The sequence below is a fragment of the Miniphocaeibacter halophilus genome, assembly GCF_016458825.1.
Lineage (GTDB): Bacteria > Bacillota > Clostridia > Tissierellales > Peptoniphilaceae > Miniphocaeibacter > Miniphocaeibacter halophilus.
Map to the genome: position 1 here is coordinate 388,819 of NZ_CP066744.1, position 12,725 is coordinate 401,543.

Genomic DNA, 12,725 nt, shown 5'->3' on the forward strand with positions numbered 1-12,725 from the left:
TTACTATGTTAAAACTACTTTATTTAGTATACCCTTTATTTTAGCAATTGTAACTCCATAATTAGTAAAAGGAATATTTTGTTTTTTAGCCTGACTAACTCTACTTTCTACATGTTTTTCATTAAACATACAGGCACCACAATGTATAACTAGATCATATTTTTTAAGGTCTTTTGGGAAATCATCTCCCCTTACAAAATCAAATTCTATATTTTCCCCATATTTTTTTCTAATCATATTGGGAATTCTAACAGTACCAATATCCTCTGTAATTGGAGGATGGGTACATGCTTCGGCTATTAATATTCTACTCTTATTATTAAGCTTTTCTATTGTATTTGCAGACTTAACAAAATAATCTATATCGCCTTTAAGTGCTGCAAAAAGCACAGAAAAAGAAGTTAAGAGGGAATTTTTCGGTTTTAGTTTATAAACTTCTTCAAAAACCTTTGAGTCGGTAATAATTAAATCGGGATCCTTATTTAAATATTTTAACGCCTCTTCCACTTGTTCTAAATCTACCGCTATTGTTATAGCATTTTTATCTATTAATTCCCTAATAGTTTGAACTTGTGGTAGTATTAGTCTTCCTTTAGGTGCCTCTTTGTCCTGGGGCATTACAAGCATAACTAAGGAGTTTTTATTTACTAAGGAGCCTGTAATAGTTTTTTCCTTTTTTACTGCTAGTTTTTTTCCTAACTCTTCTATAATTATATTTTTGTCCTTATTTATAGAAAAGACTAGGATATTTTTTTCTAATATATTTTCCATTTCCTTAATTTTATCTTCTGAATATGAAAAAATATCATCCTTATTTAAAATAGGTATAAAATCTATTTTATATTCTTTTAATAAGTTAACCCACTTTTTATCAAAGTCAGTTAACTCATTTTCTATAATTAAAAGAGCCACATCTAATTTGTTTAAAACCCTTTTAGTTTTTTCTACTCTTAACTGGCCAATTTCTCCAATGTCGTCATAACCTGCAGTATCAACAAAAACTACAGGACCAACGCCATGTAATTCCATATTCTTTTGAACATTGTCCGTTGTAGTGCCGGCAAAATCACTTACTATTGATGTTTCTTGGCCTGTTAGTAGGTTAATAATTGTAGACTTACCAACATTTCTTCTTCCTATTAAACCAATATACTTTCTATTGGATCGTGCTGTAGTTTCCATATTAGAACCTAAAATCTCTTTCACCTTGTTCTATACTTCTTAAATATTTCCTAGCTATTTCTCTAGTTTTTTCATTTTTAATATTTGGAATTTCATTTTCAATTACCTTAAGTCCTGCTTTTTTTGTATCTTCTGAGGCATAGTCTTCTAAATATTCCTTTAGGGTAATAACAGCATTTGGTTGGCAAATATTGGCTATTTCTCCGGATTTTACAAGTTTCATAAACCTGTCTCCAGTTCTTCCGGCCCTATAGCAAGCGGTACAAAAAGAAGGAATATGTCCCATTTCAAGTAGCCAATTAACAACTTCATCTAAAGTTCTTGTATCACTTGTTTCAAATTGTGCAGAATTTTCCTCTATTTTTTCCTCTTCGGCATAACCACCTACTGAAGTTCTTGAACCTCCACTTATTTGGGATACTCCTAAATCTAAAACCTTTGAACGAGTTTCCTCATTTTCCCTTGTGGAAATAATTATTCCCGTATAAGGAACGGCAATTCTAATTAAGGCTACGATTTTCATAAATATTTCATCACTAATGGAATTTATAAATTCATCTGGATTTACATCATCAGCAGGTCTTATTCTAGGTACGGAAATAGTATGAGGACCAACGCCAAACTTAGCCTCTAAATGTTCTCCATGCATTAAAAGTCCAATAAAATCATATTCGTAGTTATTTAAACCAAATAAAACTCCACAACCAACATCATCTATTCCGGCTTCCATTGCCCTGTCCATTGCTTCTGTATGGTAGGCATAGTTATGTTTTGGACCTGTTGGATGAAGCTGTTCGTAATTGTCCTTATGATAGGTTTCTTGAAATAGTATATAGGTTCCAATACCTGCATCCTTTAATTTTTTATAATTTTCTACAGTTGTTGCTGCAATATTTACATTAACTCTTCTAGTATCTCCCTTTTTATGGTGAACGCTGTAGATTGTTTTAATTGACTCTATAACATATTCTATAGGACAGTTTACTGGGTCTTCACCAGTTTCCAGTGCCAGTCTTTTATGGCCCATATCCTGTAGAGCTATAACCTCTTCTTTTATTTCCTCTTGAGTTAGTTTCTTTCTTCTTATGGTTTTATTTTTATAGTGATATGGACAATAGGTACATCCATTAACACAGTAATTTGAAAGGTATAAAGGAGCAAAAAGAACTATTCTATTGCCATAAAATCTTTGCTTAATCTCCTTAGCCAACTTAAAAATCTCTTCATTTAAATCCTCTAATTCACAGGATAATAAAACGAAAGCTTCCTTGTGGCTAAGACCTTTAGCCTCCTTTGCTTTTTCCAATATTTCTTCAATTAACTGTCTATTTTTACTATTTTTTCTACCATATTCAATAGTTTTTAAAATTTCTTCATTGTTAATAAATTCTTCTGCCTTAGAAGAACTTGGTATGTAATTACTCATATTTTCCCCTTGTTTTCTTATTTAAATTTTTGAATATACAGCCTTACAGCTAACATCTTTAATCATTCCTAATTTCCCGGTTAAGGCACTTATTTCACTTTGTGGTGCATCTACAATAACCGATATTACATTTATACTTTCTCTAATATTTGGAATCCCCATTCTTCCAATAATATATTTTGAATATTTGTGTAAAATTTCATTTACCTCTGTGCTGGCTTCTTTGTTTTCAATAATTATTCCAATTATTGCAACTCTATTATCCATATCAACCTCCTAATATATTTAAAACAAAAATGGACACAGAATACCTGTGTCCAAAAATTTAATATTCACAGGTTTAGCTTCAGAACTTATCTTTAACCTTACCTCTGTTGATATTATAACTCTAATATATAATTATTTCTACTATAATAAGACTTAATTCATTAAAATAATATCCTTTAAATTAAAAAAGGAGACATTTCTGTCCCCTTATAATTTAATATGAAGTATCTGTTCTTTTTCTCTTCTTATATTCTTCTACATCGAATTTAGAAAAATCTACATCTATTCCCAATTCTTCTGCTAACATACGACCATATTTTTCATCGGCATAAAAACAATGTTCAATATGACGTAATTTAATTTTTTCCTCTGCATCTCCCATGGCTCTTCTTGTATTTTCAACAAGAACCTTTTGTTGTTCCGGAGACATTAATCTAAACAACTTACCCGGTTGAGTGAAATAATCGTCATCGTCATCTCTAAAATTCCATCTACCAATGTCACCATTTGCTTTTTGCATAGGCTCTTCATGTTCAGTATATTCTACATAGTTACCATAACTATTTGGAGCATAATGAACTTCTGAACCACCATTTCCATCAACTCTCATTTGTCCATCTTTATGATAAGGATGGTTGTTAGTTGCATTTTTAGGTGAGTTTACAGGTATTTGATGATGATTAACACCTAAACGATATCTGTGAGCATCTCCATAAACGAATAATCTTCCTTGAAGCATTTTGTCAGGTGAAAATGAAATACCAGGAACTACATTTGCAGGCGTAAATGCAGCTTGTTCTACATCAGCAAAATAGTTTTCAGGATTTCTATTTAATTCATACTCTCCAACCTCTATTAGCGGATATTCTCCATGATACCATACCTTTGTTAAATCAAATGGATTATATGGCATATTATCTGCTTGCTCTTGAGTCATAACCTGTATATACATTTTCCATTTAGGGAAATTACCCTTTTCTATTGCTTCATATAAATCTCTACCATGGCTTTCCCTATCCATACCAATTAATTTTTCTGCTTCTTCATCTGATATGTTTTCAATTCCTTGTTGGGTCTTCATATGGAATTTTACATATACTCTTTCATTATTTTCATTTATCATTGAATATGCATGGGAACTAAAACCGTGCATATGTCTGTAGGATTTTGGTATTCCCCTGTCACTCATTGTAATAGTTACTTGGTGTAAAGCTTCTGGTAATGAAGTCCAAAAATCCCAGTTATTATTAGCTGATCTTAAATTTGTTCTAGGATCTCTCTTTACAGCCCTATTTAATCCGATAAAATGATGTGGATCTCTCATAAAGAATACAGGAGTATTGTTACCTACTAAATCCCAGTTACCATCTTCTGTGTAAAATTTTATTGCATAGCCTCTAATATCCCTTTCTGCATCAGCAGCTCCTCTTTCCCCTGCTACTGTAGAAAATCTAATAAATATTTCCGTTTCTTTTCCTACTTCTGAAAATATTTTTGCTTTAGTGTACTTTGTAATATCGTTTGTAACTCTAAATGTTCCAAAAGCACCTGAACCTTTAGCATGCATTCTTCTTTCCGGTATAACTTCTCTGTCAAAATGAGCCATTTTTTCCATGTACCAAACATCTTCCATAGCCATTGGTCCTCTTGGTCCAACAGTCATAGCTGTTTGATTGTTTGCTACTGGTATCCCAGCTCCATTAGTAACCTTTGGGTCTTTTCCTATTACATCGTTTTTACTGGTGATTTTTTTATTCTTATCCATTTCTCCTCCTATTTTATTTGTTCATAAGTTAATTACAAATATGTAATTATTACAATTCCATTTAATATATACCCATTTGTTTTAAAAAAACATACATTTTATAATTAAATTCCAAGTAATAATATTAAAATGTACATTGTTCCAACTCCGGAAATTATTGTTTGAGCTAAACTCTCTCTAAAATAGGAAACAAAAAAACAAACTATTATAGATATTATTGTAGGAACCATAATCTGTTTGTCCATAGTTAATACTCCTCTTGTAATTAATATAGCAAGACTTGTATAGGGAATAATATCTAAAAAATCCTTAAATTCTTTTTTTATTTTTTTATCCTTTAAAAATGTCATTGTAATTATTTTAGGACAACTAGTTAAAATAGCACAGAGAACTATTAGTAAAAAATATTCACTTTTCATTATATTGTCCCCTTTCTAATTAAAATATAGCCTATTAAGGTAGATAAAAGTATTCCAACAACTATATCCCATCCTGTTGGAAGTATATTTAAATAAAATATTATTATATAAATAAATGCAGCTATTAAAGAAACTACTATGCCTTTTAAATTTCTTTTAACAGAAGGAATTAATAAGGCAATAAACATTGCAGTAAGCCCTATTTCTAAACTCATCTTTAACTTTTCAGGAAGAATATCCCCTACTAAATAACCTATAACAGTAAAACCTACCCAAAATAAATATGGTATTAATCCTACAAAAATTGCATAGGCTGTACTAATTTTATCTTTGGTAAAAGAAAGAACGGAAAAGGATTCGTCTGTTAATAAAAATCCTATTAAAGGAATTGATTTTTTATTTACTCTTTCCATTTTTACTCCAAGAGATGTTGCCATTACAAGTAATCTTAAATTAATTAAAAAAACCGATATCGCAATTCCAAGTGTTGGTACACCGGCTACAATTAACTCAATTGCCATAAATTGAGAGGCCCCAGCAAAGACCATTGCTGAAAATAAAAAAGTATCCAGTAAAGTCAATCCGGAATTTCTAGCTAATAAACCAAAGGCTATTGCTATGGATATGTATCCTATTCCCACCGGTAGGGATATTGCAATTCCCTTTTTTATATCTTTAGTTGTGTTTTTTTCTCTTACTCTATTCATAAAATTTACACTTTCCCATCAATTATAATTTTAAAAAAGCATGGTTTCCCATGCTTTACTTAAATTTCTCTTCTATCTTCCAATGCTTTATAAATCGACATTTCATCAAAATATTCTAAACTTACACCTAAAGGAACTCCATTAGCAATTTTTGTCACTTTTACTCCTAAAGGCTTTATAATTTCAGATAAAAAGTTAATTGTAAGATCTCCGTCTACAGTTGGTGATAAGGACAATATTACTTCATCAATACCACCATCTTTGACTCTTTCAATAAGGGATTCTATATTTAAATCCTCAGGACTAATATTTTCCCTTGGAGAGATTAGTCCGTTTAAGACATGGTATTGTCCCTTATATTCCCTTGCTTTCTCAAGAGAAATAATATTTGAACTATCCTCAACTACTACTATAGTGGATTTGTCCCTGCTTTCATCTGAACATATATCACATATTTCTTTATCTGTTAAATTACCACAAATTTTACAATGATGAATTTCTTTTTTAACATTAATTAGAGCATTTACCAATCTATTTACTTTTTCATCATCCATTTCAATAATTTTAAAAGCTAGTCTTTTAGCTGATTTTCTTCCAATTGTAGGCAAGCTTGCTAATTCAACTATTAGATTTTCTATTGGTCTTGGGTATAAAGCCATTTAATCACCTACTAAAATAATCCTGGAATATTCATGCCTCCAGTAAATTTACCCATTTCTTTTTCACTTGTTTCTGTAACTTTATTTAAAGCGTCATTAACAGCTACGATTATTAAATCCTGTAACATTTCAACATCATCCGGATCTACAACATCTTCTTCTATTTTTACAGCAACCAATTCTTTTTTACCGTTTACTGTAACCTCTATACTTCCTCCACCAGCAGTTGCTGTGAATTCAGTTTCCTCTAACTTTTCTTGTGCTTCCTCCATTTGTTTTTGCATTTTTTGCATTTGTTTCATCATATTATTCATATTTGGCATTCCGCCTCTTGGATATCCACCTTTTGCCATAAAAAATACCTCCTAAGTAATATTAATATTATCTTCCCCAAATAAATCTTGGATTAATTTTAAATTTTTTTCTTTTCTTAAATTATTTAAATCCGGATAACTTGATTCTAAAGTTATATGCACATCATAATCACTACCTACAACTTCTTGAACTATTTTTTTCAAAACATTTATATTTGAACAAATTAACTTCATTTTTGTATCCTCTGTTTTAAAAAGAATAACCAAGCGGTTTTTTTCTAAAAACCTATAGGTTGAAGAATTTATAAAATTCCTCATCATTGGTGTAGGAAGCTTGTTTACAATTTCATTCCAATACTTCGTTTCCTTGTACTTGTCTAAAACATCGTCTTCTAAATCATCACTATTTTCTACTTTTTCAGCACTAGGATTTTCTTCCTTCTCTACCTTACTATCTTCTGTTTCTGTAATATTTGACTTATTTTCTTCTGTAATTATTTCCGCCTTTACTAAATCATCTTTTACAGAATTATTAGTAGTAACAATATCTATATTACCATTAGAATTTAAATCTTCAACTTTTAAATTAGAAAGTTTTTCCTCTAATTCTTTAACCTTATCTTCTAGGTAGTTGATTTTAGATTTAAAACTATTGTAATTAACATAATCCACTAACCTTGTAACCAACAGCTCCCCTAATATAACAGGGTTTTCTGTAGTCTTTAATTTAATTTCAAATTCCATTAATATATCCAATGACTCAATAATCTGATTCATTTCTATATTATTGGCTTGTTCCTTGTATTTTTCAAGATACATAGTACTAGCATCTACATTGCTTTCCAATTTATTTTTAACTAAAAGTAAATTTCTATAATGGTCAGTTAAATCCTTAAATAAATTAGAAATAATTTTTCCCTTAGAGGTTTCTGCAAAAGCTTTTATTGTATTTGAAAAATCTTTAGAAATTATAGCATCAACTAGCTTAAATATTTTGTCCTGGTCAACTAGACCTAAATCCTCTTCTAAATCCTTAACGGTTATTTTATCTTTTCCCAAAGAAATTACCTGATCTAAAGTGCTTAAAGCATCTCTCATAGCTCCATCTGCTTCATTAGCTATAAGATTTACCGCTTCCGGTTCAATTTCAACTCCTAAATCCCTTGTAATATTTAGAATATTTTCCTTAATAAACTCCGTATCCAGTCTTTTAAATTCATATCTTTGACATCTTGAAAGGATGGTTTGAGGAATTTTTTCTATTTCCGTAGTAGCTAAAATAAATACTAAATGCTTTGGAGGTTCCTCCATGATTTTTAAAAGGGCATTAAATCCCTCATTTGTTATCATATGAGCCTCGTCTATAATATAAACCTTGTATTTTAAATTAGCAGGAGGGTAAATTACCTTATCTCTTAGATCTCTAATATCTTCAATTCGTCTATTAGATGCAGCGTCCATTTCAACTATATCAAAAGTTTCCTCATTGAGAATAGACCTACAATTTTCACAAACATTACAAGGTGAACCATCTTGTAGATTTAAACAGTTTATAGCCCGTGCAAATATTTTTGCACAACTTGTTTTACCGGTTCCTCTAGTTCCTGAAAACAAATAAGCATGACCTATTAAATTGTTTTTTACTTGGTTCTTTAAAACCTCAGTAACTTGACTTTGACCTAAAACTTCATCAAAAGTTTTTGGTCTATATTCTCTATATATAGCTTGTCGCAAAAAACAACCTCCTTATTTACTTGCTTTATTATTATATCATAGGTAGAAAAAATATTTAATTGCTGATTTTTCCCTAATATTTAAATCGCCACTACTTTACAAATACTTAAACAATTTTATGTTGTTTATATTATAAAACACTTTAATATGATATTATTATTAGTATAATATATAATTATTATTAATATAACATATAAAAGAGGAGCATTATGGAGAAAAGAATTTTAGGTAGAACCGGTTATGAAGTTTCTGTAATTGGATTTGGAGGAATTCCAATTCAAAATGTTGATAAAGATACAGCTATAAAGCTTGTAGAAGAAGCACACAAACAAGGAATAAATTTTATTGATACAGCAAGAAGTTATAATGACAGTGAAAAATTATTGGGACAAGCATTGGAAGTAGTTGGAAGAGAGAAATTTTACATAGCAACTAAATCAATGCAAAGAACCTATGATGGTGTCCTTAAAGATTTAGAAATTTCTTTAAAAAACCTAAAAGTTGATTCCTTAGATCTTTACCAATTTCATAATGTAAGTAAAGAATCAGAAATGGAAACTATTTTTTCTGAAAATGGTGCTTTAAAAGCCGTTAAAGAAATGAAGGAAAAAGGTATAATAAAAGAAATTGGCGTAACTAGTCACAGTGTTGACCTATTGAATAAATTAATTGACACAAACGAATTTTCGACAATCCAATTTCCCTATAATATTGTAGAAAACCAAGCTGAAGAAGCATTTAAAAAAGCTAAAGAAAAAAACATTGGAATACTAATTATGAAGCCACTTGCCGGTGGAGCTATTCCTAAAGGAGAGCTTTGTTTAAGGTATATTATGGAAAATGAAAATATTACTTTGGCTATACCGGGAATGGATACAATAGAGCAGGTAAAAGAAAATGCCGGCGTTGGAAATAATCCAAGACCCTTAGCTGAAGAAGAAATAAAAGAATTACAAAATTATGTAGAAGAATTAGGAACACAATTTTGTAGAAGATGTGGTTATTGTGCACCTTGTTCAGTCGGAATAGATATTCCAACAAATTTCCTAATGGAAGGCTATTATACCAGATACGACTTAAAGGACTGGGCATTAAGTCGTTACAATGGTATGGAGGTCAATGCTAAAGACTGTATAGAATGTGGAGATTGTGAACCAAGATGTCCTTATGACCTACCTATAATAGAAATGCTTAAAAATGTAGCTAAGGTTTTAGGTTAAGAAAAAATAGGCTTAGAAAATCCTAGGCCTATTTTTCTTTTTAAAATATTTTATTCTTTAATTACATGTAAATATTTTTTAATTAAAATACTGTAGAAAAAAATCCTGTAATTTTCGTCCCCGCTTCTTCTCCTATATTTTTTACATACATACCAAAATCGAGAGTTGAGCCAATTAGAACAATTAAAATCATTAATAAAAAACAAATTATAAATCTTTTTTCTTTTTTTGTATACTTCCTTTTCTCCATTGAATTCATTTTTTCTCCAAACTCCATTAACTTTTTTCATAATCTATAAGTTAAAAACTTCCTTTTTATAACTAACAACTCTATATTATTAAATAATTATTTTAAAATTTATTTTCACATAAAACCCATAAATTTTCATTCTAGATATTTTCTCTTACAAGCTTTTGTTTTTTCTTAGCCTAAATATTTTTAAAATACACCTATATTGAAAATATAAAGAACATTTCAACTTGCTCATTGAAAATATTTAATAAATTTACGGTAATTATACCTTTAGAAAGAGATTCAATTAATATTTGTGTAATCGTGGTTGGTAGCAACATCTGCAAAACTATTTTTATGTCATCTTTGTTTAAATAATTGTTTTTCATTTTCTTCTTCCTTTGCTCAACAACTTTTAACGTCTTTATGGCATATTTATATTGCTTATAGTTAGTATTGTACTACTATTAAATATATTGTCAACATTTTCTTGAACTTTTATATAAAAAATAAGCTTACTTATTTCTTCTCTTATCTTTTGCTTTTAAATATTTTCGGGCATTTTTCATACCACCTACATTGGAAAACATATCTTCTAATTTTTTCTTTTCAATTTCCTTAAAATCAAGACCAGAATATTTACTTTCCTTTTTTAATTTTCTATAATTATTTAGCCTTTCTTCTGAAAGTTCTCCATTTTCTACAGCCTTTAACACTGCACATTTAGGTTCTTTTGTATGACTACAGTCATTAAATTTACACATGGTCGCTAGCTCATCAATATCGGAAAAACTTTTCGATATATCAACAGTATCCAAGCCCAGTTCTCGCATTCCCGGTGTATCTATAATCAAACCGCCATTTTCAAGAACAAACATCTCTCTATGGGTTGTTGTATGTTTTCCCTTGTCATCATTTCTTAAATCTTTAGTCTTTAAAATTTTCTCACCTATTAAGGAGTTTATTAAGGTAGATTTTCCTACTCCGGAAGAGCCGATAAAGGCTATGGTTTTTCCCGGACTAATATATTTTTTAATTTTTTCTATACTATCCTCTTGTAAGTTTGAAGTTACCTCTACATCAACACCTATGGCTACACTGGCTACTTCTGTTAATTTAGCGTCAATATTATTACATAAATCCGCCTTGGTTAATATTACAACCGGTATAGCACCACTTTCCCAAGCTATAGAAATATATCTTTCCAATCTTCTTAAATTGAAATCATTATTTAAAGACATGCATATAAACAAATAATCTATATTACTTGCTATGATTTGTTTGGTATTTGATGTTCCTGCAGATTTTCTAACAAAGGCACTTTTTCTGGAAAATCTATAATTAATTACCGCATTTCCCTGATTATTATTATTTCTATCTAGGACAACAAAATCTCCAACTGTTGGAAAATCCAAGGTTGACTTGGTTTCATACCTAAACTTACCGGAAATTTCAGAAATTACTTCCCCTTCTTCACAAACTACTCTGTATAGGTTTTTAGTTTGAGAAAAAACTCTACCAATATACATACCTTCACTTAATCTATGTTCTTCTTTTAATTCATCTGTAAAACCTAAATCTCTTAAATTATACTTATTCAATTATTTTCCTCCTAAAAAATCAATTATTTTTGATTTTCCCGGGAGGCTTATTATTAAATACTACAAACCTCCCAGTTTGTAACAATATCCAATACACCTATTTTCAACATAATACAACACCTCCTTAGTGTTATTAATATATTTTATTCTACCATAATTATTGCCAAATGCTATTATATTATCCTTTTTCTTGGCTTTTACAATTTTATACTATACTTTTTAATATTTTCCCTTATTTTCTTTAGCATACTATTTTTGTGTTCCGGTAATTTTCCCTTTATTGCTATAATATTATTTTTATGGGTTGCATTAAATATTACATTTTCCATTTCTAATTTAGAAAGGAGTAAATATTCTTCTTCCAAAGATTGTAAAGGACTTAATCTTTTAAATTCACCTATCTTTACCTTGTCCAATAAAGGTGCATTTGGAAAATAAACTAAATTTACTACTACTAGCTCAAAGGGATGTACTTTATTTAAAAGTTTGGCTGTTTCAAGAGCGTTTTCCCTTGAATATTTAACTCCCCCAAAGCCTAATATTATATAGGCGGAATAGTCAATTTTAACTTTTTCCAATTTCTTCATAGCCGCTAAATTATCCTCAGAAGTAACACCTTTTCTTTGAAAGTCCAATATTTTATCTGATCCGGATTCAATTCCCAGGGATAAACGATTATATTTATTATCCCTTAACAAAAGTAATTCGTCATAACTCTTTCTTATAATATCATCAACTCTTGAAAAAGAGCTTATATATTTTACCTCCGGAAAATATTTTCTTATTAGCCTTGCTATTTCTACTAAATAGTCTGTTTTTAAGACTAAGGGGTTACCTCCTAATAGATTAAACTTTTCTACTTTTCTTCTATTATTTTTAGTTATAAACTGTAATTTTTTCAAGTTTTCTTCAATTTCTTCTAAAGTTAATTTTTTAAAGATAATATTTTTATTTAATCCACAATATAAACATTTATTATAGCTGCAACCAATGGTAACCGGTAAAAACAAATTTCTTGTTTCCGGCATTGGTACATAAATCTTATTATTATAAGGCTTGTATATTTCTTCTATGTATTTTTTAGCCTTTTTAATAAATTCTGTATTATCCATATTTCCACCAACTCTCCTAAATTATTTACCCATTAAATAGCATATTAGGTAAGAATATGAAATAATATAAGTAAATATTATAATTCA

Annotated in this window: 13 protein-coding genes; 1 reads left to right on the top strand and 12 read right to left on the bottom strand. The window is 29.6% G+C overall.

Annotated elements, in window-relative coordinates; all coding sequences use genetic code 11:
- Window positions 1-3: 3 nt before the first annotated feature.
- The 9 genes from hydF to dnaX all read right to left on the bottom strand — a co-directional run bounded on the left by hydF (window position 4) and on the right by dnaX (window position 8,473).
- A complete protein-coding gene (gene hydF, locus JFY71_RS01840) occupies window positions 4-1,206 on the bottom strand; it encodes a [FeFe] hydrogenase H-cluster maturation GTPase HydF (RefSeq protein ID WP_243661351.1) in 1,203 nt (400 codons plus the stop codon).
- Window positions 1,184-2,608, bottom strand: coding sequence for a [FeFe] hydrogenase H-cluster radical SAM maturase HydG (hydG, locus tag JFY71_RS01845; protein ID WP_243661352.1), 1,425 nt, complete (start codon window positions 2,606-2,608; stop codon window positions 1,184-1,186). Before hydG ends, hydF begins: the two co-directional genes overlap by 23 nt.
- A 21-nt stretch (window positions 2,609-2,629) precedes the next feature.
- Window positions 2,630-2,875, bottom strand: a complete 246-nt coding sequence (locus tag JFY71_RS01850) for a TM1266 family iron-only hydrogenase system putative regulator (protein ID WP_243661353.1) — start codon at window positions 2,873-2,875, stop codon at window positions 2,630-2,632.
- Window positions 2,876-3,089: 214 nt separating this feature from the next.
- Window positions 3,090-4,640 (bottom strand): catalase, encoded by a 1,551-nt coding sequence (locus JFY71_RS01855; RefSeq protein ID WP_275955186.1) that lies wholly within the window; start codon window positions 4,638-4,640, stop codon window positions 3,090-3,092.
- 104 nt (window positions 4,641-4,744) lie between these two features.
- Window positions 4,745-5,059, bottom strand: coding sequence for an AzlD domain-containing protein (locus JFY71_RS01860; RefSeq protein ID WP_243661354.1), 315 nt, complete (start codon window positions 5,057-5,059; stop codon window positions 4,745-4,747).
- Window positions 5,059-5,766 (bottom strand): AzlC family ABC transporter permease, encoded by a 708-nt coding sequence (locus JFY71_RS01865; protein ID WP_243661355.1) that lies wholly within the window; start codon window positions 5,764-5,766, stop codon window positions 5,059-5,061. Before JFY71_RS01865 ends, JFY71_RS01860 begins: the two co-directional genes overlap by 1 nt.
- A gap of 59 nt (window positions 5,767-5,825) precedes the next feature.
- Entirely contained in the window at window positions 5,826-6,425 is a 600-nt protein-coding gene (recR, locus tag JFY71_RS01870; protein WP_243661356.1) for a recombination mediator RecR, read from the bottom strand.
- An 11-nt stretch (window positions 6,426-6,436) separates the two neighbouring features.
- On the bottom strand, window positions 6,437-6,778 hold the full coding sequence (locus JFY71_RS01875; RefSeq protein ID WP_243661357.1) for a YbaB/EbfC family nucleoid-associated protein: 342 nt from the start codon (window positions 6,776-6,778) through the stop codon (window positions 6,437-6,439).
- 12 nt (window positions 6,779-6,790) lie between these two features.
- Window positions 6,791-8,473 (bottom strand): DNA polymerase III subunit gamma/tau, encoded by a 1,683-nt coding sequence (gene dnaX / locus JFY71_RS01880; RefSeq protein WP_243661358.1) that lies wholly within the window; start codon window positions 8,471-8,473, stop codon window positions 6,791-6,793.
- Between the two features lie 209 nt (window positions 8,474-8,682).
- Here dnaX and JFY71_RS01885 point away from each other — a divergent pair, with 209 nt between their 5' ends.
- Window positions 8,683-9,693 (top strand): aldo/keto reductase, encoded by a 1,011-nt coding sequence (locus JFY71_RS01885; RefSeq protein WP_243661359.1) that lies wholly within the window; start codon window positions 8,683-8,685, stop codon window positions 9,691-9,693.
- An 82-nt stretch (window positions 9,694-9,775) separates the two neighbouring features.
- On the opposite strand, the gene JFY71_RS01890 is transcribed toward JFY71_RS01885, so the two are convergent.
- From JFY71_RS01890 to JFY71_RS01900, 3 genes are all read right to left on the bottom strand, one after another.
- Entirely contained in the window at window positions 9,776-9,952 is a 177-nt protein-coding gene (locus JFY71_RS01890) for a hypothetical protein (protein ID WP_243661360.1), read from the bottom strand.
- Between the two features lie 488 nt (window positions 9,953-10,440).
- Window positions 10,441-11,526: a ribosome small subunit-dependent GTPase A gene (rsgA, locus tag JFY71_RS01895; RefSeq protein ID WP_243661361.1), complete on the bottom strand. Its 1,086-nt coding sequence runs from the start codon at window positions 11,524-11,526 to the stop codon at window positions 10,441-10,443.
- A gap of 197 nt (window positions 11,527-11,723) precedes the next feature.
- On the bottom strand, window positions 11,724-12,638 hold the full coding sequence (locus JFY71_RS01900; protein WP_243661362.1) for a radical SAM protein: 915 nt from the start codon (window positions 12,636-12,638) through the stop codon (window positions 11,724-11,726).
- Window positions 12,639-12,725: the final 87 nt, after the last annotated feature.

Coding starts and splice junctions, on each gene's coding strand:
- hydG (WP_243661352.1), bottom strand. CDS start 2,608: ATGAGTAATTACATACCAAGTTCTTCTAAGGCAGAAGAATTTATTAAC.
- JFY71_RS01850 (WP_243661353.1), bottom strand. CDS start 2,875: ATGGATAATAGAGTTGCAATAATTGGAATAATTATTGAAAACAAAGAA.
- JFY71_RS01855 (WP_275955186.1), bottom strand. CDS start 4,640: ATGGATAAGAATAAAAAAATCACCAGTAAAAACGATGTAATAGGAAAA.
- JFY71_RS01860 (WP_243661354.1), bottom strand. CDS start 5,059: ATGAAAAGTGAATATTTTTTACTAATAGTTCTCTGTGCTATTTTAACT.
- JFY71_RS01865 (WP_243661355.1), bottom strand. CDS start 5,766: ATGAATAGAGTAAGAGAAAAAAACACAACTAAAGATATAAAAAAGGGA.
- recR (WP_243661356.1), bottom strand. CDS start 6,425: ATGGCTTTATACCCAAGACCAATAGAAAATCTAATAGTTGAATTAGCA.
- JFY71_RS01875 (WP_243661357.1), bottom strand. CDS start 6,778: ATGGCAAAAGGTGGATATCCAAGAGGCGGAATGCCAAATATGAATAAT.
- JFY71_RS01885 (WP_243661359.1), top strand. CDS start 8,683: ATGGAGAAAAGAATTTTAGGTAGAACCGGTTATGAAGTTTCTGTAATT.
- JFY71_RS01890 (WP_243661360.1), bottom strand. CDS start 9,952: ATGAATTCAATGGAGAAAAGGAAGTATACAAAAAAAGAAAAAAGATTT.
- JFY71_RS01900 (WP_243661362.1), bottom strand. CDS start 12,638: ATGGATAATACAGAATTTATTAAAAAGGCTAAAAAATACATAGAAGAA.